Raw genomic sequence first — 25,415 nt, 5'->3', positions numbered from 1 at the left:
TGCGTGCATCCATCAATGATCGCACCTTAGGTCCGTTGCGTTAGCGTTTGACCCCGGTCATCTCGGCCAGTTCATCGGCAACATTGGCCCCGGCCGCCAGGATCGGTCCGCCGTCTTCCAGAACATTGGGAATGCCCAGGAAATCATTGGTCCAGCCGCCCGCTTCGGTCATCAGGATAATCCCCGCCATGCAGTCCCAAGGATTGATATGTGGCTCATAATAACCGATCAACCGCCCCGCAGACGCATAAGCCATCATCAACGCACACGACCCGTTGCGGATAAACATGCCTTCGCGGTCAAGAAGTTGCGTCATAACCGGCACGATTACATCGCTTTTGGTGCGATGCGACAGGCCCAGCCCCAACAAGCCATCGCTGACCTTGGTGACCTTGCTTGCTTCGACCGGTTCGCCGTTCACATACGCGCCGTCGCCTTTCATCGCGGTAAACAGCTCATCGCCGCACGGATGGTAAATCAGGCCCAAAACCACCTCATTGCCGACCATCAAGGCCACCGAAATGCACCAGGTCGGCATCTGACTGACAAAGCACGCCGTGCCATCAATCGGATCAATCACCCAAAGACAGTCATTTTCACCTTGCTCAATGCCCATTTCCTCACCAAGGAAACCATCCTCGGGAAAGGCATCGGCGATGCGGTCACGGATGATGGCCTCGACATTTTTGTCGGCAATACTGACCATATCAAGGGCGTTGGCCTTGACCTCGATCTCAAGGTCACCGGCCGTTCCGTCGTAGTAGTCCATGGCGCGTTTACCCGCTGCACGGATGACATCCCGGGCATGTTCGAGCCGCGATTCAACGTCAATTCTGGATGCTGTTTTGTTCACTTTATCCCTGCCTGTTTGTTCTATTGTTGATCATTCATCGGTGGGAACCACCGCAAGGCCACGCCCTGAAAAGCCGATACGAACTTCATCCCCGGTGGCAATCGGTGCATCAATGTGCGGATCGATGACAAACAGGTCACCAATGTCCGATGTCACGGAGTATTGCATTTGATTACCAAGATATGCTGCATGGGTAATGTGACCTTTTAGCGATGATTGCCTGCTTTCCCCATTCACCGCAGAAAGCTCAATCGCGTCAGGACGCACAGCAACATTAACCGGCCCAATGCCCAAGCCCCGATGCGGCAAGGTCTGTCGCAACCCGCCAATCTCGATATGGGCCATGTCGCCCTCAACCTCAACCAGTTCAGCCCCGACCAAATTGGCATCCCCGATAAAGTCGGCAATAAAGCCGGATGCAGGTTGTTCATAGAGTTCGCGCGGCGTGCCTTGTTGCGCAATCACCGCGCGGTTCATCACAATGATATGGTCCGATACCGCAAGGGCCTCTTCCTGATCATGGGTAACATAGACCGCCGTCAGACCAAGTTTTTGCTGAAGCTCACGGATTTCGGTTCGCACCTGTCGGCGCAGCTTGGCGTCAAGGTTCGACAGTGGCTCATCCAGCAGCAGGACTTCGGGTTCAAGCACCAGCGCACGGGCAACCGCAACACGTTGCTGTTGTCCGCCCGAAAGCTCGGACGGCAGCCGCCTGCCATATCCGGCCAACCCGACAAGATCGAGGCCCTCCTCGGCCTTCTCATGGGCTTCGGCCTTGGCAACGCCCGTCACGGTCAAACCATACGCCACATTTTCAAGGACGGTCATATGCGGGAACAGTGCATAGGACTGAAACACCATGCTGACATCACGGTCTGTTGCAGGAAGTTGGGTGACATCCTTGCCACCAATCAGGATTTTGCCCTTTGTTGCATGTTCAAGACCGGCAATCATGCGAAGCGTTGTGGTTTTGCCACAGCCACTTGGCCCCAGCAACGTCACCAGTTCGCCGGGATTGATCGTGAAGGATACATTGTCGATCGCGGTCACCGCCCCCAGACCATAGGTCTTGGTGACATTTTCGAACACGACCGAACCTGCGCGTGTTTTGATTTTCATGAATGCTTCTCTTTCAGATTTTCGCCAGCAGGGCTAACGCGGTCTGGTGTAAGACGATCTGGTGCAATGCGATCTTCACGGCGCAGTTTGCGTTTGCCGATGGCCCCTTGCACCGCAAGGATGGCCGCCAACATCACAACGATCAGGACACAGCAATAGGCAATTGCCACGCCGTACCGCCCGTTTTCAACAAGACCGATAATATAGGATGTCGCCATATTGTGGTCGGCACTCACCAGGAAGATCACCGCACTCACAGACGTAATTGCGCGCACGAAACTATAGACAAGCGCGGCAACAATCGCGGGGCGCAACAGCGGAAGGATCACGCGACGGAACGTGGTGAAACTGTTTGCCCCCAGTGTGAGCGATGCCTCATCAAGGCTGCGGTCAAGCTGGCTCATCGCGGCAATCCCACCACGCACCCCCACCGGCATATTGCGGAAGATAAAGCAGATCACAAGGATCACCCCGGTGCCGGTCAATTCAAACGGCGGCACGTTAAATGCCAGAATATAGCTGACGCCAATCACGGTTCCGGGAATGGCAAAACTTAACATCGTGCCAAATTCAAAGGCGCTTTTCCCACGAAAGTTCTGACGCACCAGAAGATAAGCCGTCGTCAACCCCACGGCCGCCGTCAGTGGCGCAGAAATCGCCGAGATGTTCAACGTCGTCCAGAAACTGTCCCATGCGGCCCCGGTCCAAACGATGCCATGCTCGCTCCAGCCAATGCCAAACGCGTCAACATAGTTGTCCAGGGTCAGCGTATTATCAAAGCCCCAGCGCGTCACAAAGCTGCCATAGAAAATCATGCCATACACAGCCACCGTAAAGATCCCCCACGGCACCGCCGTGCAATAGACCAAACGGCGCAACGCCGGGTTCAGGCCGATATGTGCCCCGCTTTCGGCCTTACCCGAAACCGTTGCATAGGATTTCCGGCCCAGCCAGAAACGCTGTGCGGCAAATGCCGACAGGGTAAAGAACAACAGTACCAGTGCGAGGACAGCCGCCCGCCCGGCATCATTTTGCGCCCCGACAATCGCAAAGAATATTTCGGTTGAAAGGACTTCGTAATTGCCCCCCAAAACCATCGGATTGCCGAAATCGGCCATGCTTTCAATAAAGGCTAGCAAAAACGCATTGGCCAACCCCGGACGCATCAGGGGCAAAGACACCATAACAAAGGTTTTCCAGCGCCCCGCCCGCAACGTCTGGGAGGCTTCCTCCATCGACGGGCTGACACCTTCGACAACACCGATCAGCACCAAAAAAGAAATCGGGGTGAAGGACAGGGTCTGAGCCAGCCAGATACCAGGGAGGCCGTAAAGCCAACGCCCTGCCTCCACCCCGAGGAGATCAGAGACGAACTGCGTCGCAGCGCCCGATCTGCCAAAAAGAAGGATCAATGCCAAACCAATCACGAATGGCGGCGTAATAATCGGAAGAACCGTCAGAACACGCAGTGATTTCTTGTATCGAAACCCTGTGCGCGTCACGACCAGCGCAAAGGCAAGCCCCAGCAAAGTGGTTGAGACCGCCGTCAGGATCGCAAGAAATGCGGTATTCCACGCCACCCCGCAGGCCCCGCCCGCAAGGCACCCCAATCCCCAGACGCTGTCGTCAAAGAAATTGCGCACAAAGGCCGCCCCGGAAACAGCCCCGTCAATATCAACAAAGGCACTGCCCAGAATGCGTGCGACCGGGAAGAAGACAAACAAGGCGACAAGCGCAACGACCGTCCCAATTGCGGAGGTCACAAAGACATCGCCGCGCATGGCACCAGCAGCAGCAAGCCCCGTACACAATATGATCAGATAGCTGGCCGCCATCAGAAGGGCGCCATAGCCCAATCCGTACTGACGCATATCAAGCGGACCAAACAGGCTTTCAAGCCAGCCGTAACTCCACCCGGAAATCCCGATGGCAAAGCCCTGCCCCACCATCCAGATCAGGCCGCCAAGGCCACTGATGATCAATATCTGTGCGTATTTCGGATGCGCGCGTCCTTGCCGCGCCAGCAACAAGGGCCCCAACAAAAAAAGCCCGACCGGCAACAACCAGTATTTTTCAAGCAAGGTGGCCTGAAGGATCGCAGGCGCATAATCGACGTAGGTCGGATAGCCATCAAGCAGCCATTCCAACGTCCAGAAGCCGTATTCCTGCTGATACCAGGGAAATATGACAAATCCAATCCAGCCGATGGCCAGCCAGATCCAAAGCATTCGGTTCACCAAAATTCTCCCGCGTGCAGAATGTCAAGGTCGGCAGTCCCGCCCACAGATGGGTTGGCGGAACTGCACTGATGTCCGGAAAAAGGAAAAGGGCCGATTATTGCGGCGCGTTTTTCACTTCATCATCCCAACGCGACAGAAGATGACGGCGGACTTCCGCGTCACCGTATTTGGCAAAGTCATAATCAATGAGTTTCAACTCATCCAAACGCGGTGCCCCATCAGGAATGCGGGCTTCCTTGTTTGACGGCACCTGATAGCTATGCGCGTCCTCGGCAATCGACTGGGTTTTTGCAGAAAGGGCAAATTCAGCCCAGATTTTTGCATTTTCAAGGTTGCGTGCACCCTTGATGATGCTCATTGAGCCCACTTCGTACCCGGTACCTTCGCACGGTGACACCACGGTCAAATCGGCACCCTGTTTGATCTGGGCAATCATGTCATGCATGAAGGTGATGCCAATCGTGGTTTCGCCAACCGCAGCCGCCTTGATCGGGGCAGAACCCGATTTGGTGTACTGATTTACGTTCTTGTGCATCTCTTTGAGAAAGTCGAAAGCTTCTTCTTCGCCAAACAACTGCACAAGTGTGGCAAGCGTCGTGTAGGACGTACCAGACGAGCTTGGATTGGCAATCTGGACTTCGCCCTTATAGGCTGGATCAGCCAGATCCTTCCAGCATTTCGGCGCAGGAAGGCCCTTTTTGGCAAGCAGATCGTTATTATAACCAATGCCGAGCGCACCGGCATAAATACCGACTGTTTTGTTATCGGCATTCTTGGCCTGACGCACGGCCCAGTCTTGCAGATCGCCCAGTTGCGGCGATGTATATTCTTCGGTCAGGCCTTCTGCGGCGGCTTGTAAGTGCGGATCACCCGTACCGCCCCACCAGATATCAAGTTTCGGGTTGCTGGCTTCGGCGCGGACCTGCGCATAGGCTTCGCCTGAACTTTTGCGCACCATCGAAACATCGATGTCATGCTCAAGCTCGAAGGCGGTTTCCATCATCTCGCACCATTCGTTATCGGCCGAGCAGATGACACTAAGGCGGCCCGCCGCATTGGCAGGTCCAACAGCGGTAACAACCAGTCCGACAAAGGCAGCACCGGCATAAAGAGTATTTTTAAACGTCATTTGGGTTTCCTCCCGTTTGCATTTCGTTGAATGCACACGTGTGCACAACTAAGGTGCGGATCACGTGCTGCGAGGATTTAATCACAGAACTTCAAAAATAACAAAAAAATTCTATTCTTTGGAATTTTCATTCTACGGATTAAACACAAAACATTGTTTTTACACGATTTAATCATAGAATGCGGGACCAGAAGATCGAATGAGATTGCCTGTCTTATGGCACAAAATGCGCCCAATTACATGCACACGTGCGCATGAAAAGTCCGGTTCTTCACGAGTCCCAATCTTCATAAGGAGCCGTCAGGGATCAGACAGGGATCAGACAGTCTGGCGGCGGATAAATTCAACGGGCAGAACAAGCCGCTCATCGCCAAGCGCATCCCCCCCGATGCGACGGCGCAACCGTTCTACTGTCATCTCGGCCAGTTGGTCTGCCCGCTGGCGCACGGTGGTAAGTTGATAGGCACCCTGACGGGCCGCGGCAATATCATCAAACCCAATGACGGCAAGATCACCCGGGACTTTCAGCCCCAGCTCAAACCGGGCAGCATCCATCAGGCCAAGGGCAATATGGTCCTTGGCACAAAAAATCCCATCCGGCGCGTTTTCCCGGTCTGCCAGATATTTGAGGCCGGCATGAAATCCACCGTCATAATCCGCACTGTCACACACAAGCGACGTAAAACTGATCTCGCCGTCCGCAAGACGCGGTGCAATCCGTGAAACAAATGCCTCCCCGCGCACATTGCCGCTATAGGTACCGCCCCGCACATTCAGGAAACCAAGGCGCTTTTTACCACTTTTCAGCAACATATCTGCGGCCAGTTCGCCACCGTGCACGTTATCGCAGTTAATAACATCGGCCCCCTCCAGACGCCCTGCCCGATTGACAAGAACAACCGGAACATTTCGTTTCAGGTAATGAGTACCCACTTCCGGGGACGGGCTTCCCGACGTTACAACAACCCCCGCCACCTGATATTGCAGCAGATTAAGCATCGATATCCCCATCTGGTCCGGGTCAGAGACATCAATCACCAAGGGGCGATATCCCGATTGTTGAATCTGGCTGATCAGACAATCAAGAAACTCAATGCGAAACGGGTCCGTCAGCCCGGATGTTACCAGCCCGATCAGGTCGCTTTTGCGCCGGTTCATTGAACTGGCGATCTTGTTGACGTGATAGCCAAGCTGGGCTGCCGTTTCCTGAACGCGTTTTCGGGTCGCCTCGGAAATGCGCTCATCATCGGCCATGCAACGCGACACGGTTGACCGCGACACCCCCGCTTCGCGCGCAACATCAGCAGACGTCACCACTTGATGCGCCTTCTTTTCCACCCCGTTACCGGATTTCTGGCGATCACCGCTCATACGGTCAGGTTCCCTATGACACCCCTACTGGACAGAGCACACATACCATAGCCCATCGCAACCGCCAACGCACACGTGTGCACCTTTCGGCAACTTTATAAAACTGTCATATCGGATATATAGGTCGCGTTTGCTGTCATTTTTCTTTGACCCGCCTTGGGCAAAAATCCTATTCTGATGCCCACATAACAGACTGCCCCACAGATTACGACAACAGACACGACACCGAAAAACCAAGGCCCGCCTTGGCAATCCCAAATACCATCAGGAGCACATCATGGGCCACGCCGCCACCGACAGCACCGTCACCACCTGGACCTGGTTCAAGGGTGAATGGCATGAAGGCAACCCCAACATTATGGGCCCGCAAACCCATGGTGTGTGGATGGCCTCGACCGTGTTTGACGGTGCGCGCCGCATGAACGGCAAAATGCCCGATCTTCACCCCCATTGTGCCCGTGTCATCCGCTCGGCCAATCTGATGGGCTTAAAACCCGCCATTACGACGGATGAAATCGTCGCACTGGCCAAGGAAGGGGTGAAAAAGTTCGATCCGGAACTGGCGCTTTATATCAAACCGATTGTCTATGGCGGCGAAGGGTTTCTGGCACCCGTCCCCGAAAGTGCACAGTTTGTTTTGTGCATTTCGGTGAGCGAAATGCCCGAAGCCGTGCAAACCGGCTTTAGTGCGCGCAAATCAAGTTTCCGCCGTCCATCGCCCGAAAGTGCCCCGACCGAAGCCAAGGCAGCGTGTCTGTATCCCAATGTCGGGCGCGCTGTGACCGAAGCCAAAAATGACGGCTTTGACACCGGTGTCATGCTCGACCCGATTGGCAATGTTGCCGAATTTTCCTACGCCAACCTGTTCTTTTCCAAGGACAATGTGGTCTATACCCCGGCAATCAACGGCACGTTCCTCAACGGCCTGACCCGTCAGCGCGTCATTACGCTTCTGCGCAAAGATGGTGTCGAGGTGGTTGAGAAAACCTGCGTGTACAGCGAGCTTGAAACCGCCGACGAAATCTTTGGCACCGGCAATTATTACAAAGTCGCCCCGTGTGTGAAACTTGATGAACGCGCCCTGCAACCCGGCCCGATCACGCGCCGCGCGCAGGAACTTTATACGGCCTTTGCCGCAGCCAGCGCCGACTGATTCACCGCGCGCCATATCGCACGACTATAAATACAAAACGGGCCGGAATTTCCGACCCGTTTTTTCATACCCTATACAGGCCTGTCGTCTTTTACTGCGTCGGCGCAACCGGCACGCTGCTGCCTGCGACATAGGGGTATTTGGCAAAGATCGAGGCCACAGCCGTGCGCACGGCTTCATTGGGTGCATCACGTGTTGAGCTGGTCACACGCCCAACAGACGTCCCTTCCCAGATCATCTGGTTGGTACGGCGATCCACGAAATCAATGCTGAGCGTGCCTTCGGTATAGGTGCTGGTATATCCCGGCTCCGTATAGCCCGGCCAGCCGACATACATGCCGCCGCGATACCCATAATATCCGCCCATATAGACCGGCGGCGAGGTTTGGGTTTTTTCCTCGGTCTTGAGATGGAAGTTCACAAGGAAATCAGGGTTGTTGATGTCAACGCGGTATCCGCGTGCTTCAAGTGCCGTGCTGATGGCATCCTCGATCCGCTGACCTGACAGGGTTGTGTATTTTTCCTCAGCCGATTTTCCTGCCCCTTCAAAAAAGGCAAAGCTTTGATAGCGGCTGAAATCGGCGGCCGGGTCGGCATCGATATAGACCTTTGGCCCACTGGCACAGGCCGCCAGCATTCCGACCAGAATGCCTGCGATGGCGGTTTTCACTATCTGCATGATGTCGGTCCCTTTGCTTCAACCAGAAACTGTCTTTGTTTATATGACGTTCGGGGACAACAATACCATCAACAGAATTTGGTTTCATGATGGCAGGTTATGCCGCTCCCGCGGTTAGGGTCTGAACCCAATTAAATGTTTAAAATGGCATCAGAACAAGCAAGACATGCAAGGAAATCTCCGCCGCGCGGGGTATTGCCCCGGGCAAGGGGATTGACGCAGAAGATCGCAGAGTGTCCTGATGTCCTTCGGATCGGAGGAATTTGCACGGGCTATTACGTCGCATCACCTTGCAAGGCAGCGAGCCTTGCTGCGGTAATGCTCCTGATATCCGCACAAATTCCTCGCGACCATTTCAAGCATTCAATTGGGTTCAGACCCTAGCATCCTTTCCGCCGTTTGGCGAAGGTCCGCAATCTCGTCATCAAGAATGGTGCGGTCGTTCATCGCATGCGCCAAAACAATCGCCCCTTGCCAACGCAGTATGATCCGGCGTGACGTTTTTTGGGCGGTATCATCCGATATGCCATCTTGTGTAAAGTTATCGGCCAGCCAGTTTATCAGGGATGTGAAAATCGCCTGTCCGGTTTTACGTGTGGCGTCAAAACCGTCATCTGCCGGGATATCAAGCATCAGCTTTGCCACCGGGCAGCCGAGCACAACCCGGCGCGGTGTCATGGCATCCAGATAGTCAAAAAATACCGAAACACGCTTTTGTGCCGTGCCGCCGGGCGCGATGGTCGCCAGAAGCGGGGTAAACTCGCCTTCCATGGTTTCCATCGCCGCCTGTGCCAGGTCATGCTTTTTGGGAAACCGGTAAAACACGCCCCCGGCAGGCAAGCCTGCTTCTTTAGCAACCGTTTGAATGGTCGCGGCGTGATAACCATCGCGCCAAATCACATTCATCGCCGCACGGGCAAGTTTTTGGCGTTTTTGTGCCGATGTCAGTTTTTCAACCATTGACCTGAAACTACATAAGTAAGTTAACTTACTTAATCATGACATCGTCGCTTTGATTGTCAAGCAGGATGCCCCATAGCACCATCATATAGTTAGGGTCGGCCGCGCAACGACACACGGAACTGTCAGGACCGGCTTTGATACCCAAAAATTATATTTGTCTTAGGGTCTGGGCTGTATCAGGTTTCACACAGAAACCTTTGAAAGACGGGCCGGAGCCAATTTGTGAAAAACAACCAATACTCGCTTGCCGATATCGAAGCCGCCGTATCTGCTGGTGCACTCGACCGCGAGGCCTATATTGCCCTTGCGCAGTACCTGACCAATCACGCGCCAGAGGCACTTGAAACCGAAAAATTCACCCTGTTTCGCGGGATGAATGACATCTTCCTTGCGCTGGGCATTACCGTGCTGAGCATCGGCTGGTTCATTTTGTGGGGTCTTTATTCCAACGATGCCGTTTTCTGGATCGCGCCACTTGTCGCCATAGCGGGGTTTGTCGTGCTGGCGGAATATGTCGCGGGGAAGCTTAAGGCGACATTGCCCTCAATCGTCATCATGGTTTCGCTGTGCGCGACATTGATGATCTATGCCGTGATGCTCTATATGCGCATCGTCGGAACATCGGCAGAATTTTTCAATCTTGATGACGTTTGGTCGTTCGGCAGCACATCGGTCAACACCGCCCTTCTGGTTGCCATCATCGGCTTTGCCTTTCAGGTCGGATTCTTCCTGCGCTATCGCCTGCCGGTATCTTTTGCCCTGATTGCGTTTGGCATTGTCGGGGTATTGTGGTCGCTGCTTTTGACCGCGTTCGGGCAAAGCCTGAACCAGTATCTTGATTATATGATCACGCTGACCGGGCTTTTGTTGCTGGCCTTGGGCGTTGTGGTCGATACAAAAGACCCCAAGCGGGTTAATGGCTGGGCCGAATGCGCTTTCTGGCTGTATGTCATCGGCGCACCGATGACCATTCATTCGGTTGCGGCCCTGTTTGATGCCGCCGCCCTTGTGATGATCCCGGTGATTATCATCGCCATGCTGTTTTCGCTGTTTCTCGACCGTCGGTCGCCGATCATCAGCGGCCTGATCTATGTCGGCTATCTGGCCAATTCCGGCTTCAATCAAGCGGCCATTGATCCATCCATCACCGTGGCACTGGTCTGTTTTGTTGTCGGCGGCCTTGTCATGGCGTTTGGCTTTGGCTGGCAAAAGGCCCGCCACATCGTATTGAGCCCATTTGAAGATCAAAACTGGCGACGTTATTTGCCGCCATCTTAGTCGACGAGAAGCTGGGCAGTAGTACAAGTTTTGCTGCCCAGCTCAAAACTCCCCCTCCTAAGACAATGACAGCCCCTTGCGCGTAAAACAGCTAGAAATGATAAATCAATTAAGGGTTGATTTATTACTTGCTTAACTTCGCTAAATAGAATTAGGCTTATCTGATACTTCCGCCCCGCACACAAATGCAGGAAAATTGTAATGAAGTACGGTTTAAGGATTTTAACACTGTCCGTTGCGGGGGCGATGGCTTTGTCATTGGGGGCTTGCAGCAGCGGCATTCAGGATCAAGTGGTCGGTGGCAGCGCTTTGCTGGGCGAAGCCAAGGTTGGCGCACTGTCAACCACCGCATCCTACCGCACAGTTGTCGCCAAGTTTGATAGCACGTCACGTGTATGCCCTGAACCGCCGCCCGATGTTGCCGTCGCAGTGACCTCAAGCTTGCTGGCACAGCTTGCAGCTGGCAAGGGTGATGTTACGGCCAACGCGACACTCGCACGCAGTGTTGCAGAAAAGATAGCGCCGTTGCTGAAAAGGACAACAGCACTACAATTTTATCGCGATGCCAGCTCCTATAATTGCTTTGCCCATATGAACGGCGCAATGGATAGTGTGGCTTATCAACGGGCCAACGACGCGGCGATGAAATCCGTTACCATGTTAATGGCGCTTGAAATCCTCAAAGGTGCGGATCAGACACTACCCGCAGAATTTCAGGCGACACTTGATAGCGGCGACATAGACAAGCTCAAAGAACTGATCGAGAAGTTCGAAAAGAAATAGCCCCAAATACCGAGGCATTCGGATCTGCGGTGCAACGAAAAAATCCCACCAAATGGTGGGATTTTTTGTTTCGTTATGCTCTGCTCACGCGGCCACCTCATCAGGCGCTGAGGTCTTCACCCGCGAGCGCACGATCAATCAGGGCGACACTTTCATCAAGGCCGTAAAGGGCGATGAAGGAGCCCATGCGCGGACCCTGTTCCTGACCGAGCAGGATTTCATAGAGCGTCTTGAACCATTCGCGCAGATTTTCGTAATTATGGTTTTTGCCCACGGTGAAAACTTCGGTCTGAATGTCGGATGGCTCCGTACCCTGTTCGATTTTTGACAGTGCGTCGCGCAGGTCTTTCAGTGCGGCCTGCTCGGCCTCGGTCGCAGCGCGGTATTTTTTCGACGGTTTAACGAAGTCGCGATAATAGTTGATCGCATAGCCAACCAGCTTATCCAAATACGGCGAGCTTTCCGGCGTTGCGCCCGTGGCATAACGCGAAATGAACTTCCACAGAAGATCGCGGTCTTCGGTATTGCAGACCGAAACAAGGTTCAACAAAATCCCAAAGGACAGGGGAATTTCGCGGTCCGGCGCGGTCCCGGCATGAATGTGCCAAGCCGGGTTTTGCAAAATCTTGGTCGGATCGGTTTCGGTTTTAAGCTTTTCGGCGAACGTCAGATATTCATCCACGGTTTTCGGGATGACATCGAAATACAGGCGTTTGGCGGTTTTGGGTTTCTGGAACATGAACAGCGACAGGCTGTCTTCGGGCGCATATTTCAGCCAGTCTTCCATCGAAAGGCCATTGCCCTTGGATTTGGAAATTTTCTGTGCGTTCTCGTCCAAAAACAGTTCGTAGTTAAAGCCTTCTGGCGGGATGCCGCCCAGTGCCTTGACGATTTTATTGCCAAGCTCAACCGACGGGATCAAATCCTTGCCGGCCATTTCATAATCAACACCCAGTGCATACCAGCGCATCGCCCAATCAGGCTTCCATTGCAGCTTGCAGTTACCACCCGTGACGAGCGTCTCAACCAGATCACCGGTTTCAGGGTGCTCGTAAACGATGCTGCCGGTTTCAGGTTTAAGCTCGGTCACCTTGGCCATCAGAACCTTGTTGGTGCCCGGTTCAACCGGCATGAACGGGCTGTATGTCGCCTGACGTTCTTCGCCAAGCGTCGGCAGCATGATTTTCTGGATCGCGTCATAACGTTCCAGAAGACGCAACAAAGCCGCATCAAACATGCCCGAACGATAACAGTCGGTCGATGATTTGAACTCGTACTCAAAGCCAAACCCATCGAGAAAATCGCGCAGGCGCGCGTTGTTATGATGGGCAAAGCTTTCATGGGTGCCAAACGGATCAGGCACACTTGTCAGCGCTTTGCCAAGATGCTCGCCAACCATTTCCTTATTCGGAATGTTGTCGGGCACTTTCCGAAGCCCATCCATGTCATCGGAAAAACAGAAAAGCTTGGTCGGGATATCGCACATGGTTTCAAACGCGCGGCGCACATAGGTCGTACGCGCGACTTCGCCAAAGGTGCCGATATGAGGCAAACCCGACGGACCATAACCGGTTTCAAAAAGGACATAGCCCTTTTCAGGCGCCTTCTGTTTATACCGCTTGACCAGCTTGCTGGCTTCCTGAAAGGCCCAGACGTTGCTGTTAAGTGCGGCATCTCGAAGATCGGCTGTCATTTTTGAAACCTTGTTTGTCAGTTGGATCGTTGAATTCTTTGGAAATCTTGACGGCGCAGGGTCACCCGGATCCCGTGCGTGCGCGAAGCTATACCGCACCACACCGCAGATCAAGCATCTGTTGCGCATGGCAGCCAAATGACCCACGACGTGCGACATGCGAGATACCGTTCTCTGCGCATGTATTCTCATAGGCTATTTTCCGCATAAATTGCAAAAATCCCACTCTAAAGTGTAGTTGAATCCACCGCCACGACCGCAAATATGCAGCTAAGGTGCCAAAAGCCCCTGCTATCGGACCCTGCCCTTGTCAGGCGCCCAGAACGCCAGGGCACCAAAGCAGGAAAACGACAAACGTGAATATGCTAGCGACGATGAATACGTAAATTCAAGTATCAGAGCAGTTTTGAGGTTCCACCAATGTCGCACAGCGACAAGGTTTTGCCGGGCGAAATCGGCGCAATGCCCGCAAATAGTGCTGATCAGCGATTTGAACGCGTTGTTGAATACGCGCCTAACGCCATGATCTTGATCAGCGCCGAAGGCCGCATGGAAATGGTCAATGCGCAAACAGAAATCATTTTTGGCTATGCCCGGTCCGAACTGCTCGGTCAGGCAATAGAGATGCTTGTGCCAACACGTTTTCGCGAAGGTCACCCACATTTGCGCGGATCATACGGCAAAAACCCGAATGCCCGTCCGATGGGCCCGGGGCGTGATCTTTATGCCCTGCGCAAGGACGGTAGCGAATTTCCCGTCGAAATCGGCCTCAATCCAATTGCCAGCGGGGATCGGCAACTAATCCTTGCCGCCATATCCGACATTTCCGAACGCAAACACCGCGAAGAACAAATTGCCCGGTCGCTCAAGGAAAAGGAAACCCTACTTTCTGAAGTCCACCACCGGGTCAAAAACAACCTTCAGATCATTCACAGCCTGCTGGACATGCAAACAGCCTCGATTGCCGACAAACAGGCGCGCGATGCCCTGATTGACAGTTGCAACCGCGTGCGGTCGATGGCGCAAATTCACCAGTCGCTGTATCAAAGCGAAAATATGGCCAAGGTTGATTTCGCCAACTTCTGTGAAAGTCTGGTTTCGTCACTGCTGGCCGCCTACAACATTGATCTTGATCGTGTTCGCGTCAAATGCGACCTGGCCGAGGTAGAACTGGCCATTGATCAGGCTGTGCCATGTGGGCTGATTGCAAATGAGTTAATCACCAATGCGCTTAAACACGGGTTTCGCGATGGTCATGCCGGTAAAATCCTGATTTCCACCAAAATGCATGGCGATCGTGACGTCGAACTGTGCATTTCTGACAATGGGCACGGTCTTCCAGATGATTTTTCCATCGGCAAAAGCTCCGGCTTGGGTCTTCAGCTGATTGAACTTCTTGTCGATCAAATTGGTGGACAGCTCACCATCGACACGTCCCCCGAGACGCGTTTTCACATCACATTCACCTTACAGGACGAATGATAAATGCCAAAAACGGTTCATGTCATGATCGTCGAAGATGAAAGAGTGATTGCGCTGCATTTGCGCAAGCAACTTGAAAAACTCGGCTATGACCGAACCTCTGCGCACAGTGCTGGCTATGACGCGCTCAAAGCGATTGAGCGCGATCCACCTGACATCATCTTGATGGACATCCGCATTGATGGCGACATTGACGGCATTGAAACGGCGGCGGGCATTCCACCCGATCTGATGATCCCGGTGATCTATCTTTCGGCCCACTCCGAAGACGCAACATTGGCACGCGCCAAGAAAACGCGTCCTTATGGTTTCTTGTTAAAGCCGTTTTCTGAACGCGAACTGCATGCCACGATCCAGATGGCACTGGAACGCCGGGTTGCCGAAATGGCCCTGCGCGAAAGTCAGCAACGCCTGTCACTGGCGATGTCCGCAGCGCAAATGAGTTGCTGGGAAATTGATGTCAACACGCGCGAAATGCACAGCACGGGTCTTGGCAACTTCCAAACACCCCAGGAAACCGAAACGGTGACTGAAACATGGGATGCCTTCCTTGACCGGGTGGAATCCGAGGACCGCGACAGTGTGCGTAAGGCATTTACCTATGCCGTGCAGCACGGTGATTTTTACGATGTCGTATTCCGCAGCATCAACGCGCATAAAGAACAGCGTTGGCTGCGCGCACGCGGCAAATCATTTTCCAATGACCGCAATGGTACGCACCGCATTATTGGCATGATGCAGGACATCACCGATCAGCGCATGACCAATGATAAATTGCGCGAAGCCATGGCCGTCTATGAAACGACGCAGGATGGTATCCTGATCCTTGATCCGGACCTTAATGTCACCAATGCCAACAAGGCCTACTACCATATTACCGGCACAGGCCCCAAAGGCACACTGAACAAACCACCCTACTTCCTGGCCCCTGAGGAGTATTCAGCCGGGTTTTATCAAGACCTGTTTCATACCTTGCGCCACAGACGCCATTGGCACCGCGATATCGAAACCCGCAACATTCAGGGCAATCCGATTTCCCTGGCGACACAGATCATCGCGGTTGAAGACGACGACGGCGAACTGACCCATTTTGTCGCCATCGTTTCGGACCGCACCGCGATCCGTCAGGCAGAACAGGAACTGCACTATCTTGCGCAATATGACGGGCTGACCAGCCTGCCCAACCGGTTGTTGGCAACCGACCGCCTGAACCGCGCGATTGAACGCAGCGAACCCGTCGGTGCGCGTGTTGCCTGCCTGTTTCTTGATATTGATGATTTTAAAAACATCAATGACACACTGGGCCATGCAGCCGGGGATCAGGTTTTGCTGATCGCATCAACCCGGATCAAGGCGGTTACCGAGCGCGCCGATACCATTGCGCGCCTTGGCGGCGATGAATTCATGATCATCCGTGAGAACATCCAGAACGCCACGGCGGCGGCCAATCTTGCAATGAAGATCATCAGTGAACTGCAACGCCCGTTTTACATTATCGGCCATGAACTGACTCTGTCGGCCAGCATCGGGATTTCGCTGTATCCTGACAACGCCTTGTCGCCACAGGATTTGATCCGGCTGGCCGATACCGCCATGTACGCGGCAAAAGACCGCGGACGGCGGACCTATGCGTTTTATCAGTCGGAAATGACGGAAACCGCAACCCGCTATATGACCCGGTCACTGGAATTGCGGCGCGGGCTTGAAAACAACGAACTGGTTTTATACTACCAGCCACAAATGAACGCCCATACTGGCGACCTTGTCGGGGTGGAAGCACTTTTGCGCTGGAACCATCCGACAAGTGGCTTGCTTGGGCCCCATGAAATCATCCCGGTGGCCGAACAAAGCGGCCTGATTATTGAAATCGGCGACTGGGTGCTGCGCGAAGCCTGCCTGCAGGCCCGGCGCTGGCAGGATGAGCTTGATCAGAAAATCACCATGGCGGTCAATGTGTCGGTCCGTCAGTTGAAGATGCCCAACTTTGCCGAAACGGTGCAACATGCACTGGCTGTTGCCGGATTGCCTGCGGAATATCTCGAAATCGAGATCACCGAAAGCATGATTCAGGATGAAACCAGCATGATCCGCATGCTGCACGAATTGCGCGAGGTTGGCGTTTCGCTTGCCATTGATGATTTTGGCACGGGGTATTCCTGCTTGCGCTCGATCAAAAGCCTGCCGATCAAACGCATTAAAATCGACAGGGCATTTGTCAAAGATCTTCCAGGCAAAGCCGACGATGCCGCCCTGGTCGAGGCCATGCTGGCAATGGCAAGCTCGCTTGGCCTGCATACCACGGTCGAAGGTGTCGAAACCGAAGAACAGTATCATTTCTTGCGCGAAATGGGCTGCACCGATCTGCAAGGCTTCCTGTTTAGCAAACCCGTTCCCGCGGATGCGGTCTTTGCCGATAAAGCAGCCAAAAAGCAGTCCAACAGCAATATTTCATAAATCCTTCTCCCCATCGCGACTTAAATTCGGCTGCTATCTGACGGGTTCAGCCCCTAAAGTATAGGCAGGGTGACTGAAATGCTTGTGCTTCTCCCCAAGTTATTGAAACTTTGGGATGCATATCCATATTTCTAATATCACCCAAAAGCATAGGCCGAAAAGGATGTGGTTTGATGCGTTTTTCTAACCTGTCGCTGGGCGCGAAATTGACACTTGTCAGTGCGCTTGCCATTGCCGCCTGCCTGATTGTTGGTATTTTTCTTCAAACGCTTGAAACCAGCAACACCACCGAAGAACTCACCGTTGGTGAAGCCAGATCGGTTGCGCTTTACCATGCCGAACAGGCCGGTCACGTTCTGAATGGCGGGATGTCGGTGGCGCAAAACCTTGCCGGGGCGTTTCGTGCCATTCGTGAACAGGGCGGCACCGACCGCGCGGCCTATAACGAAATACTCAACCGTACCCTGATCGATAATCCGTCGCTTGCCGGGGCATGGTCGGGGTTTGAGCCCAATGCGCTTGACGGCAAGGATGCCGATTACAAGGGCGAAGGCGAACCGTTTGGCGACGGGACGGGTCAATATGTGACCTATTACTATAACTTCGGGGATGGCATTACGCCCTATCACCTGACCGGCCTTGATAACCCGGAAATCAACGAATATTACACCGCCCCCAAGGCCACCAATCAGCCCTATGTCACCGATGCCATCACCTATGACATTCAGGGACGCGACGTGGTTTTGACCTCATTCGTCTATCCCGTGCAGGATCAGGCCGGAAAGTTCCTTGGCGTTTTAGGTGCCGATCTTGAACTCAACGCCCTGTCGGAGCGGTTTGCCGAACTGACCCCGTTTGGTACCGGCACGGTCAATCTTGTGTCCGCCCAAGGCACATGGGTTGCACATGAAAATGCCGACATTCGCGGCACAAAGCTTGATCGCGGCAACACCATTCAGGCCGCCATTCTCGATGCCATGAAATCGGGCGAACCACGCCGGATTGATGATGCGCAAACCATGCACATGATTGTGCCCGTCGAAATTGCCGGTTATCCCAACCAGTGGGGTGTGGTTGTCAATGTGCCGCTGGCCACCGTTTTCGCCCCGGCCGATGACCTGCGCAACGCGACCTTGATTGGCGGGGTGGTTTTGTTGGTGATTGTGATTGGCGTCATTTTGTTCTTAACCAAAGGCCTTGTCGCCCGTCCGATGACCCGTGTGGCGGGTGTTATTGACCATTTGCAACAGGGTGATTTTTCTGTCCAGATTCCCTATCTGGATCGATCCGATGAAATCGGTGCAATTGCCAAGGCACTTGAATCGTTCAAGGAAGCATCGGCAGGCATGCAAAAAGCCGAACGAGAAAAGCTTGCCGCCGAAAAACGCGCAAGTGATGAGCGCAACCGGACCCGCCATCAGATGGCTGACGAGTTTGAAAAATCTGTCGGCGGTATTGTTGTCAATGTGTCTGACAGTGCCGAAAACATGGAACAGGTCTCGCGCCGGATGCGCACGGCGGCCGATCAAAGTTCCGAACAGGCCGTTGTCGTTGCGGCTGCCGCCGATGAGGCCAGTGCAAACGTTCAAACCGTTGCATCGGCCACCGAAGAACTGTCTGCCTCCATTCAGGAAATCAGCTCGCAGGTGGCAAAATCATCAGACATCACCAGTACCGCCGTGACCGAGGCATCCAATGCCAACACCATGGTCACCGGCCTTGCCGAGGCGGCCGATCGCATTGGCGAAGTCGTCAGCCTGATCAGTGATATCGCAGCCCAGACCAACCTTTTGGCCCTGAACGCCACGATTGAGGCCGCCCGTGCCGGTGAAGCAGGCAAAGGTTTTGCCGTGGTCGCACAAGAAGTCAAAAACCTTGCCAATCAGACGGCCAAGGCCACCGATGAAATCGCCCAGCAAATCGGGTCGATCCAGTCAGAAACCCACAACACCGTCGGGGCAATTGGCCGGGTCACCGAAACGATTTCAAGCATCAATGAAATCGCCACCGCCATTGCATCGGCGGTTGAACAACAAGGGGCGGCCACGGCGGAAATTTCGGGTAACATTCAACAGGCAGCAGCCGGGACAAACGAAGTCTCCTCCTCCATCGGGATCGTGCGCAATACTTCGCGCGAAACCGGGGATGCCGCATCAAATGTGCAGGCCGGGGCAACCCAACTGGCACAAGAAGCCCGCAACCTTGACGAACAGGTCAGAAACTTCCTTGATCGTCTGCGCAATATCTAGGATCAGGACCATAGATTTCATCAGGGCGGCACCATGTGACGGTGCCGCCTTTTTCATTTTGTTGATACCTGAACCATTCGGTGGTTGAATTGCCGTAACCATTTAGGCCCATTCAAATAAGGACACCGCATCATGTTGCCGCTTCCCGTGACGATCTGCCTGACCGCACTTTTTGCACTGATGCTGACGGCGTTAAGCCTGAATGTTTCCCTGCGCCGCCGCGAACTTCGCATTGCCCTTGGCGATGGCGATGATCTGGTGTTGCGCCGCCGTATCCGCGCACACGGCAATTTCATCGAAAATGCCCCGATGTGCATCCTGCTTGTTCTGGCGCTTGAGGCGGTGCTTGCAACCTCAACCACCATCTGGCTGGTGGCCGCCATTCTGTTTGTCGCCCGCGCCCTTCATGCCGTTGGCACCCTTGCGCGGTCCAACAAAAGCCTGATCGCACCGGCGGTTTTGATGCAGCATTTGACCTTTATTGTGGTCGGTGTCTGGTTGCTGGTGCAAACGCTGAGCAACCAGATGGGCAGCATGTAACGTCAGCATGGAAAGAATGGCTATGATGATGCCCCCTGATTTCGCCACCACCGATGTGGCGGCGAAATTTGCCACATATCCCGATAAACCGCGTCAGATGCTTCTGACCCTCCGGCGCTGGATCTTTGAGATCGCCGGGGATGAGGCAAGTGTCGGCACGCTGGACGAAAGCCTGAAATGGGGTGAACCGGCATGGCGACCAAAATCGGGATCGGGCATCACCATCCGCGCCGACTGGAAGGAAAAGTCACCAAATCAGGTGATGGTGTTCTTTGATTGCAAGACCGATTTGATTGACCGCACGCGCAGTCTTTTATCGGCCGATCTGACTTGCGAGGGCAACCGGGCGATCATTTTACCGATTGATACGCCCCTGCCCGAAGCAGCCCTTAAAACCGCCCTTGGCTGGGCACTGACCTATCATCGGGACCGCAAGGCAAAAGCATCCTAGGGCAAGTCGCGGGTTACAGCTTCTTCGCACCACGTTCAAGCTGCGTGCGGAGTTCTTGTAAATCGCGGTTCAACCGTTTGGCAGTTTCAATGTCCAGTCCGGTCGCATCAAGAATGCAGGCTGGAACTTCCTCGGCCTTTTCGCGCAATGCCTTCCCTTCAACGCTTAGGCGTACGCGTACGGAACGTTCGTCTTCCGGGTCACGCTTGCGCACGACAAGGCCATTTGCCTCAAGCCGTTTAAGCAAAGGGGTCAGCGTGCTGGACTCAAGAAACATCTTTTGCCCGATGCTGCGCACCGATTGATCGTCTTCCTGCCACAGGCTGACCATCACCAGATATTGCGGATAGGTCAGGCCAAGCCGATCAAGCAGCGGCTTATAGATGCGGTTAAAGGCATGGCTGGCCGCATATACCGAAAAGCACAGAAACTTTTCAAGATCCAGAAAGTCTTCTTTTGACGCGTCATCCATTGTCTTCTTCCCGTTTTTGAAATATCTGGCCGACCTGATCTTGGGAATTCCGGGCTGTACGGCCCTTAAAAACGCCCTGACAGTCCCGCACCAGAAATCATCATGCGACTCAAAGACGATTAATTTAAATCGCACACGATTAAATTACAAACGATTTATTCACATGACTGGCATTCCCATATTTATATCGCACACGATTAAATCGTATGCGATAAAACAATCACCAAAACGAAACACCGGCCGGTTAAGACGGCCCCTTAAAAGGATCGAAATCATGAGCCCGCTGAAAACCAAAGTTGCTTCTGCTGCGATTGCCTTGACCGCCGCCCTGTCTGCCACCACCGCATTGGCCGACCCGGTTCTTGAACCCACCACCCAGAAATTCATTGATGCCCTGTCGGCATCTGGTGGCCCGGCGATCTATACCCTGACACCAAATCAAGCCCGTGGCGTTCTGTCGGGCGCCCAGTCTGGCGAGATTGCCAAACCGGCTGTTGATATCACCGATACCACCTTTGCCGTTGGCCCGACCGGTGCGACCAAGGTCCGGATCATCCGCCCACAGGGCAACACCGACCGCCTGCCGGTGATTGTCTATTTCCACGGAGCTGGCTGGGTGATGGGCGATACTGGAACCCATGACCGACTGGTGCGTGAACTCTCTGTGCGTGCCAATGCAGCCCTTGTGTTTGTTGATTATGAACGCTCCCCCGAGGCGCGCTATCCGGTTGCCATCGAACAGGATTATGCGGTGACCAAATATGTCGCCGAGCACAGTGAGCAGCTTAATGTTGACCCGACCCGTCTGGCGATTGCTGGCGACAGTGTTGGCGGCAATATGACAGCGGTCGTCTCCCTGTTGGCACAGGAACGCGGCGGACCGGACATCACCGCACAGGTCCTGTTTTATCCGGTCACTGACGCCGATTTTGACAATGGATCCTATACCAGCTTTGCCAACGGCCCGTGGTTGACCAAACCGGCGATGGACTGGTTCTGGAACCAGTATCTGCCCGAAGGCGCTGACCGCACGGATCCGAAAATCACCCCGATCCATGCGACACCTGAACAACTTTCCGGTCAGGCACCGGCACTCGTGATCACGGCTGAAAATGATGTTCTGCGTGACGAGGGCGAAGCCTATGCCCGGAAACTGTCCCAGGCTGGCGTTGATGTCACGGTGACCCGCTATAACGGTACGATCCACGACTTTGTCATGCTCAACGCCCTTGCTGATACACCCGCGGCCAAAGGCGCGATTGCCCAGGCCGGACAGTACTTGCACACCGCCCTTCACGGGCAATGACCACAAAACTTTCACATTAAATCAGGCGGGTGCAGTTGCGCCCGCCGCCCCCCGGCGACATATCATCTGGGAACGAACCTAGACAGCCGGGCGCTCACCACCACCGAACCACTGTTCAAACAAAGGATGAAAACCATGTCTGTTGAAGTCAAATATACCGCGCATGCTTCTGCCACCGGTGGCCGTGATGGCCGTGCGAAAACCGATGATGGCAGTCTCGATGTCAAACTGACCACGCCAAAGGAACTTGGCGGTGCTGGCGGTGAGGGCAACAACCCTGAACAGCTTTTCGCCATGGGCTATTCCGCCTGTTTTATCGGCGCGATGAAAGCAGCCTCCGGCCAGACCAAAATCAAGGTCCCGAGCGACGTATCAGTCAATGCAGAAGTTGGCATTGGCCCACGTTCCGCTGGTGGATTTGGCCTTGCGGTGACGCTGAAGGTTTCGCTTCCGGGTCTTGATAAGGCCGATGCAGAAAAACTGGTCGAAACCGCCCACACCATTTGCCCTTACTCCAATGCAACCCGCGGCAATGTTGATGTAACCACCACCATCGCCTAACCTTAAAGTTCCCCCCTGCTGGTCGGCATCCCCCCAAATCGCCGACTGGCAATTACAGGCCCGGTGTTCCCCTGCACCGGGCCTTTCTTTTGTCGGTTGGCAAATAACAGTTGCTCGATCGGCGATGTCCCCCGATGATCCAGCCCATCAAAAAATACTGTTCAGGATCAGGATACCCGCATGTCAAACCAGCTTACCCTCGTCGTCTTTTCACGCGCAAAACCGGGCATGGAAGAAGAACTTGGCAAACGCCTTTTGGCCCTTGTCGAACCATCGCGCGCCGAAGAAGGCTGCATCAGTTATGACATGCACCAGTCCAAGGACGATCCTGCGGTCTGGATGGCCTATGAAAACTGGCGGTCCGAAGAAGATCTCACCCTTCATTTCGAACAACCTTACCTGCGCGCCTTTGCCGACAGCAAAGATGAAATCCTTGCCGAACCGCTTGATGTGCGTAAATTTTCGCTGAAATCATAATTCTTCAAGCGAGCCCGGCTTGTGTATTGGGCTTGGGTCTTGGCCGCCCTATAGCAGTTGCTTACACTTCTGCGCTTGCGGCGGCCAGCCGCACTTGCGCCTGATAGACGACACCATCAATCGCGAGCTGAAAGTCCTGATCTGTGCTTTGTTCCTGCGCATTCTTGTCAGACAGCGCCTTCTGATTGACCGTCCCGGTGTTTTTTACAGCCTGCGCATCCATTTGCACAAATTTCTCGATGATCTGGATAATTCCGGATTGAGCCGATTCCATCAGGGTGACAGCATCCGCAACAGGGCTGATCTGATCGGCCTTTGGCGGTGTCGTCAGTTTTGCCATAGACGCATCGACCTTGCCCGCAGCAGACAAAAAAGTCTGATACTTAGGCTCAAGCAGCGTGAGATAACTGGTGTCGCGTGACGTCACCGATTTGTATTGCGACCAAGCTTGGCTGCTCAATTGCACGAAAAGACCATCCGCCATGACTTTCTCCTCTTAAATCTGTTTGCCGTGTTCAGATAGAACCTTAGAAAAACGATGATCCGATTGATGCCAGGCTGGCGGAAGAAAAACTCTTTCTCCAAGCCTCTCGGGAAATCGGATGTATAAAATCGTCAAACGCCAACGGAACCAGACGCGTTTCACTCAGGGCGAATGCATTCCCCGCCCATGCAACCTGATTTGCCGTAGCATCAAGCAACCAAGCAGCCCCAACACCCGCAGCCCCGCCTGCAGCAGCCGCACCGGGCATCTGCCAGTGTGCAAACAGTTGCGCCCGGACGGCTTGCGCAAACGCCCCATCATCAATCTCAAGGGTGATTTCGCCGTCATACTGCATGGAACGATAGGTCCAGTTGCTGGTACCGACCATCACGTACTGATCATCGATGATTGCAACTTTCGAATGCGGATATGTCCATTTCGTCGGGTCGTTATGTCGATATGTCTTGGGCGCGAACATCACGTCATTGTTCGCCGCAATATCCCAGATATAACGAAGACCAATCTGCGTTGGCACACCTGCCGCGGTGTTAAATGTCACGCGATAGGCCGTCGCAGGGTTAAGGGTCGCCATGTTTGCCGGGTTATAGCCCGCCTTGTCGACATGCGCGCCGACAACATTGGCGGCGACATAATTGGTTAACGGGCCGACGCGTCCGCGCCAACTGTCTGCCGCATCAAACGCGTTCAAATCGGCCAGTGCCAACTCCACATAGGTGTAATACATCAGATAGGAAAACGCCTCAAAACCGTCCATCGTCGTGTTTGCCGGATGGTTGACAACCGGAATGACGGTTCCCCCGCCCTGCTTAAAGGTCGCAAGGTCTTCGACAATGGATGGATCGGTTAAGGCATAATTCTCAAGATAAACATAGTTCGCAGCCGCAGCGATCCTTGCTTGCAATCCTGCGCGAATATCACGCTCCGCCGGATTGGCTTCTGAGTTGGTCGTCATCATCGTGATCGTCAGATTGGCAGGGTCAGCACCGGCTACACCGATTGTTGCCGCAGGAGCCAGCAACGCTTGTTGTTTGTTCCAGCGCCGCACCCATTCGCCTTCAATATCATCGACAATCAGACCGGTGACACGAACAGCCGCATCGTGCCACCAGTTTTCCGGATCATGCACATCTGACGACAGATATTTGTGCGCCATGTTCATGCCCCCGACATAGGCTTCTTTCAAAGCACCATTCGACAGAACAACAATTTTTTGATGCGTACTCATGCCAAAAGTCCGCCGCCCATATGATTCCATATAGATCTGAATAGGCCGATAGGCGCCAGCACCCGCGTTGCGATTATTGACCTGCTGAACCCATGCACGCGTCTTCCAGCCAGATTTCATCTCAGGCACAACGTTATTGAGAACCTGCGCCCCGGCCCAAGCAATGATTTCTACCCGAATGCCCAAACGTGCAATGGCCTCAAGCTTGTCGATCAAAAGTGCGCCAGCACCCCCGCCATAACCGGGCAGAAAAGCATCAGGTGCAATCTGCCAAAATGCCAATCGCACGAACCGATTGCCGCCCACACCCGCCGCAATCACACCATCAAGGCTTTGGTGAAGCCGTGCAAAATACGCATTCCCGTCCAACAGGAATTGCGCATTACTATTGGCCCGGGTGACCCGCATGTTTCAATCCTCACACGATTTAAA

22 protein-coding genes are annotated in these 25,415 nt (G+C 54.0%); 11 read left to right on the top strand and 11 right to left on the bottom strand.

Going from position 1 to position 25,415, the window contains the following annotated elements; translation table 11 throughout:
• Positions 1 to 40 precede the first annotated feature (40 nt).
• The 5 genes from COO92_RS11665 to COO92_RS11645 form a co-directional block, all read right to left on the bottom strand.
• Positions 41 to 853: an inositol monophosphatase family protein gene (locus COO92_RS11665; protein WP_101302273.1), complete on the bottom strand. Its 813-nt coding sequence runs from the start codon at positions 851 to 853 to the stop codon at positions 41 to 43.
• Between the two features lie 30 nt (positions 854 to 883).
• The gene (locus tag COO92_RS11660; RefSeq protein ID WP_101302271.1) at positions 884 to 1,972 is read right to left on the bottom strand and encodes an ABC transporter ATP-binding protein; all 1,089 of its coding nucleotides are present in this window, start codon (positions 1,970 to 1,972) and stop codon (positions 884 to 886) included.
• The gene (locus COO92_RS11655) at positions 1,969 to 4,200 is read right to left on the bottom strand and encodes an ABC transporter permease (protein WP_101302270.1); all 2,232 of its coding nucleotides are present in this window, start codon (positions 4,198 to 4,200) and stop codon (positions 1,969 to 1,971) included. Before COO92_RS11655 ends, COO92_RS11660 begins: the two co-directional genes overlap by 4 nt.
• Positions 4,201 to 4,306: 106 nt before the next feature.
• Positions 4,307 to 5,341, bottom strand: coding sequence for an ABC transporter substrate-binding protein (locus COO92_RS11650; RefSeq protein WP_101302268.1), 1,035 nt, complete (start codon positions 5,339 to 5,341; stop codon positions 4,307 to 4,309).
• A gap of 318 nt (positions 5,342 to 5,659) precedes the next feature.
• Complete coding sequence (locus COO92_RS11645) at positions 5,660 to 6,712, bottom strand: LacI family DNA-binding transcriptional regulator (RefSeq protein WP_101302266.1); 1,053 nt, start codon at positions 6,710 to 6,712, stop codon at positions 5,660 to 5,662.
• 277 nt (positions 6,713 to 6,989) lie between these two features.
• On the opposite strand from COO92_RS11645, the gene COO92_RS11640 reads away from it, so the two are divergent.
• Positions 6,990 to 7,865, top strand: a complete 876-nt coding sequence (locus tag COO92_RS11640) for a branched-chain amino acid aminotransferase (protein ID WP_101302264.1) — start codon at positions 6,990 to 6,992, stop codon at positions 7,863 to 7,865.
• Positions 7,866 to 7,956: 91 nt separating this feature from the next.
• On the opposite strand, the gene COO92_RS11635 is transcribed toward COO92_RS11640, so the two are convergent.
• Entirely contained in the window at positions 7,957 to 8,544 is a 588-nt protein-coding gene (locus COO92_RS11635; RefSeq protein WP_101302262.1) for a DUF4136 domain-containing protein, read from the bottom strand.
• A gap of 363 nt (positions 8,545 to 8,907) precedes the next feature.
• The gene (locus COO92_RS11630; protein WP_101302260.1) at positions 8,908 to 9,504 is read right to left on the bottom strand and encodes a TetR/AcrR family transcriptional regulator; all 597 of its coding nucleotides are present in this window, start codon (positions 9,502 to 9,504) and stop codon (positions 8,908 to 8,910) included.
• 225 nt (positions 9,505 to 9,729) lie between these two features.
• Between COO92_RS11630 and COO92_RS11625 the strand changes: the two genes are divergently transcribed.
• Positions 9,730 to 10,785, top strand: a complete 1,056-nt coding sequence (locus tag COO92_RS11625; protein ID WP_101302258.1) for a hypothetical protein — start codon at positions 9,730 to 9,732, stop codon at positions 10,783 to 10,785.
• A 201-nt stretch (positions 10,786 to 10,986) separates the two neighbouring features.
• Complete coding sequence (locus COO92_RS11620; protein WP_101302257.1) at positions 10,987 to 11,568, top strand: hypothetical protein; 582 nt, start codon at positions 10,987 to 10,989, stop codon at positions 11,566 to 11,568.
• Between the two features lie 100 nt (positions 11,569 to 11,668).
• On the opposite strand, the gene COO92_RS11615 is transcribed toward COO92_RS11620, so the two are convergent.
• Positions 11,669 to 13,261, bottom strand: a complete 1,593-nt coding sequence (locus COO92_RS11615; RefSeq protein ID WP_101302600.1) for a lysine--tRNA ligase — start codon at positions 13,259 to 13,261, stop codon at positions 11,669 to 11,671.
• A gap of 420 nt (positions 13,262 to 13,681) precedes the next feature.
• Between COO92_RS11615 and COO92_RS11610 the strand changes: the two genes are divergently transcribed.
• From COO92_RS11610 to COO92_RS11590, 5 genes are all read left to right on the top strand, one after another.
• Positions 13,682 to 14,743: a sensor histidine kinase gene (locus COO92_RS11610; RefSeq protein WP_101302255.1), complete on the top strand. Its 1,062-nt coding sequence runs from the start codon at positions 13,682 to 13,684 to the stop codon at positions 14,741 to 14,743.
• A gap of 3 nt (positions 14,744 to 14,746) precedes the next feature.
• Entirely contained in the window at positions 14,747 to 17,197 is a 2,451-nt protein-coding gene (locus COO92_RS11605; protein WP_101302253.1) for a two-component system response regulator, read from the top strand.
• A 173-nt stretch (positions 17,198 to 17,370) separates the two neighbouring features.
• Positions 17,371 to 19,446, top strand: coding sequence for a methyl-accepting chemotaxis protein (locus tag COO92_RS11600; protein ID WP_101302251.1), 2,076 nt, complete (start codon positions 17,371 to 17,373; stop codon positions 19,444 to 19,446).
• A gap of 132 nt (positions 19,447 to 19,578) precedes the next feature.
• Positions 19,579 to 19,986: an MAPEG family protein gene (locus tag COO92_RS11595; RefSeq protein WP_101302249.1), complete on the top strand. Its 408-nt coding sequence runs from the start codon at positions 19,579 to 19,581 to the stop codon at positions 19,984 to 19,986.
• A 22-nt stretch (positions 19,987 to 20,008) separates the two neighbouring features.
• A complete protein-coding gene (locus COO92_RS11590) occupies positions 20,009 to 20,437 on the top strand; it encodes a DUF1801 domain-containing protein (protein ID WP_240626410.1) in 429 nt (142 codons plus the stop codon).
• 13 nt (positions 20,438 to 20,450) lie between these two features.
• Here the strand turns inward: COO92_RS11590 and COO92_RS11585 are convergent, their stop codons facing one another.
• Entirely contained in the window at positions 20,451 to 20,909 is a 459-nt protein-coding gene (locus tag COO92_RS11585; RefSeq protein ID WP_101302247.1) for a MarR family winged helix-turn-helix transcriptional regulator, read from the bottom strand.
• 274 nt (positions 20,910 to 21,183) lie between these two features.
• Between COO92_RS11585 and COO92_RS11580 the strand changes: the two genes are divergently transcribed.
• The 3 genes from COO92_RS11580 to COO92_RS11570 all read left to right on the top strand — a co-directional run bounded on the left by COO92_RS11580 (position 21,184) and on the right by COO92_RS11570 (position 23,253).
• Complete coding sequence (locus COO92_RS11580) at positions 21,184 to 22,215, top strand: alpha/beta hydrolase (RefSeq protein ID WP_101302246.1); 1,032 nt, start codon at positions 21,184 to 21,186, stop codon at positions 22,213 to 22,215.
• 135 nt (positions 22,216 to 22,350) lie between these two features.
• Positions 22,351 to 22,776, top strand: a complete 426-nt coding sequence (locus tag COO92_RS11575; protein ID WP_101302596.1) for an organic hydroperoxide resistance protein — start codon at positions 22,351 to 22,353, stop codon at positions 22,774 to 22,776.
• Positions 22,777 to 22,956: 180 nt separating this feature from the next.
• Positions 22,957 to 23,253: a putative quinol monooxygenase gene (locus COO92_RS11570; RefSeq protein WP_101302244.1), complete on the top strand. Its 297-nt coding sequence runs from the start codon at positions 22,957 to 22,959 to the stop codon at positions 23,251 to 23,253.
• 61 nt (positions 23,254 to 23,314) lie between these two features.
• Here the strand turns inward: COO92_RS11570 and COO92_RS11565 are convergent, their stop codons facing one another.
• On the bottom strand, positions 23,315 to 23,737 hold the full coding sequence (locus COO92_RS11565; RefSeq protein WP_101302242.1) for a hypothetical protein: 423 nt from the start codon (positions 23,735 to 23,737) through the stop codon (positions 23,315 to 23,317).
• A gap of 43 nt (positions 23,738 to 23,780) precedes the next feature.
• Positions 23,781 to 25,391 (bottom strand): phospholipase D-like domain-containing protein, encoded by a 1,611-nt coding sequence (locus tag COO92_RS11560; RefSeq protein ID WP_101302240.1) that lies wholly within the window; start codon positions 25,389 to 25,391, stop codon positions 23,781 to 23,783.
• Between the last annotated feature and the right edge of the window lie 24 nt (positions 25,392 to 25,415).

The organism is Thalassospira lohafexi (assembly GCF_002844275.1).
GTDB lineage: Bacteria > Pseudomonadota > Alphaproteobacteria > Rhodospirillales > Thalassospiraceae > Thalassospira > Thalassospira lohafexi.
The sequence above is the reverse complement of the archived record's forward strand: the minus strand, read 5'-3'. Positions and strand labels throughout refer to the sequence as shown.

What these genes read in the sequence shown, in the direction of transcription:
- COO92_RS11660 (WP_101302271.1), bottom strand. Translation starts at nt 1,972, where the DNA reads ATGAAAATCAAAACACGCGCAGGTTCGGTCGTGTTCGAAAATGTCACC.
- COO92_RS11655 (WP_101302270.1), bottom strand. Translation starts at nt 4,200, where the DNA reads ATGCTTTGGATCTGGCTGGCCATCGGCTGGATTGGATTTGTCATATTT.
- COO92_RS11650 (WP_101302268.1), bottom strand. Translation starts at nt 5,341, where the DNA reads ATGACGTTTAAAAATACTCTTTATGCCGGTGCTGCCTTTGTCGGACTG.
- COO92_RS11645 (WP_101302266.1), bottom strand. Translation starts at nt 6,712, where the DNA reads ATGAGCGGTGATCGCCAGAAATCCGGTAACGGGGTGGAAAAGAAGGCG.
- COO92_RS11640 (WP_101302264.1), top strand. Translation starts at nt 6,990, where the DNA reads ATGGGCCACGCCGCCACCGACAGCACCGTCACCACCTGGACCTGGTTC.
- COO92_RS11635 (WP_101302262.1), bottom strand. Translation starts at nt 8,544, where the DNA reads ATGCAGATAGTGAAAACCGCCATCGCAGGCATTCTGGTCGGAATGCTG.
- COO92_RS11630 (WP_101302260.1), bottom strand. Translation starts at nt 9,504, where the DNA reads ATGGTTGAAAAACTGACATCGGCACAAAAACGCCAAAAACTTGCCCGT.
- COO92_RS11620 (WP_101302257.1), top strand. Translation starts at nt 10,987, where the DNA reads ATGAAGTACGGTTTAAGGATTTTAACACTGTCCGTTGCGGGGGCGATG.
- COO92_RS11615 (WP_101302600.1), bottom strand. Translation starts at nt 13,261, where the DNA reads ATGACAGCCGATCTTCGAGATGCCGCACTTAACAGCAACGTCTGGGCC.
- COO92_RS11610 (WP_101302255.1), top strand. Translation starts at nt 13,682, where the DNA reads ATGTCGCACAGCGACAAGGTTTTGCCGGGCGAAATCGGCGCAATGCCC.
- COO92_RS11605 (WP_101302253.1), top strand. Translation starts at nt 14,747, where the DNA reads ATGCCAAAAACGGTTCATGTCATGATCGTCGAAGATGAAAGAGTGATT.
- COO92_RS11600 (WP_101302251.1), top strand. Translation starts at nt 17,371, where the DNA reads ATGCGTTTTTCTAACCTGTCGCTGGGCGCGAAATTGACACTTGTCAGT.
- COO92_RS11595 (WP_101302249.1), top strand. Translation starts at nt 19,579, where the DNA reads ATGTTGCCGCTTCCCGTGACGATCTGCCTGACCGCACTTTTTGCACTG.
- COO92_RS11590 (WP_240626410.1), top strand. Translation starts at nt 20,009, where the DNA reads ATGATGATGCCCCCTGATTTCGCCACCACCGATGTGGCGGCGAAATTT.
- COO92_RS11585 (WP_101302247.1), bottom strand. Translation starts at nt 20,909, where the DNA reads ATGGATGACGCGTCAAAAGAAGACTTTCTGGATCTTGAAAAGTTTCTG.
- COO92_RS11580 (WP_101302246.1), top strand. Translation starts at nt 21,184, where the DNA reads ATGAGCCCGCTGAAAACCAAAGTTGCTTCTGCTGCGATTGCCTTGACC.
- COO92_RS11575 (WP_101302596.1), top strand. Translation starts at nt 22,351, where the DNA reads ATGTCTGTTGAAGTCAAATATACCGCGCATGCTTCTGCCACCGGTGGC.
- COO92_RS11570 (WP_101302244.1), top strand. Translation starts at nt 22,957, where the DNA reads ATGTCAAACCAGCTTACCCTCGTCGTCTTTTCACGCGCAAAACCGGGC.
- COO92_RS11565 (WP_101302242.1), bottom strand. Translation starts at nt 23,737, where the DNA reads ATGGCGGATGGTCTTTTCGTGCAATTGAGCAGCCAAGCTTGGTCGCAA.
- COO92_RS11560 (WP_101302240.1), bottom strand. Translation starts at nt 25,391, where the DNA reads ATGCGGGTCACCCGGGCCAATAGTAATGCGCAATTCCTGTTGGACGGG.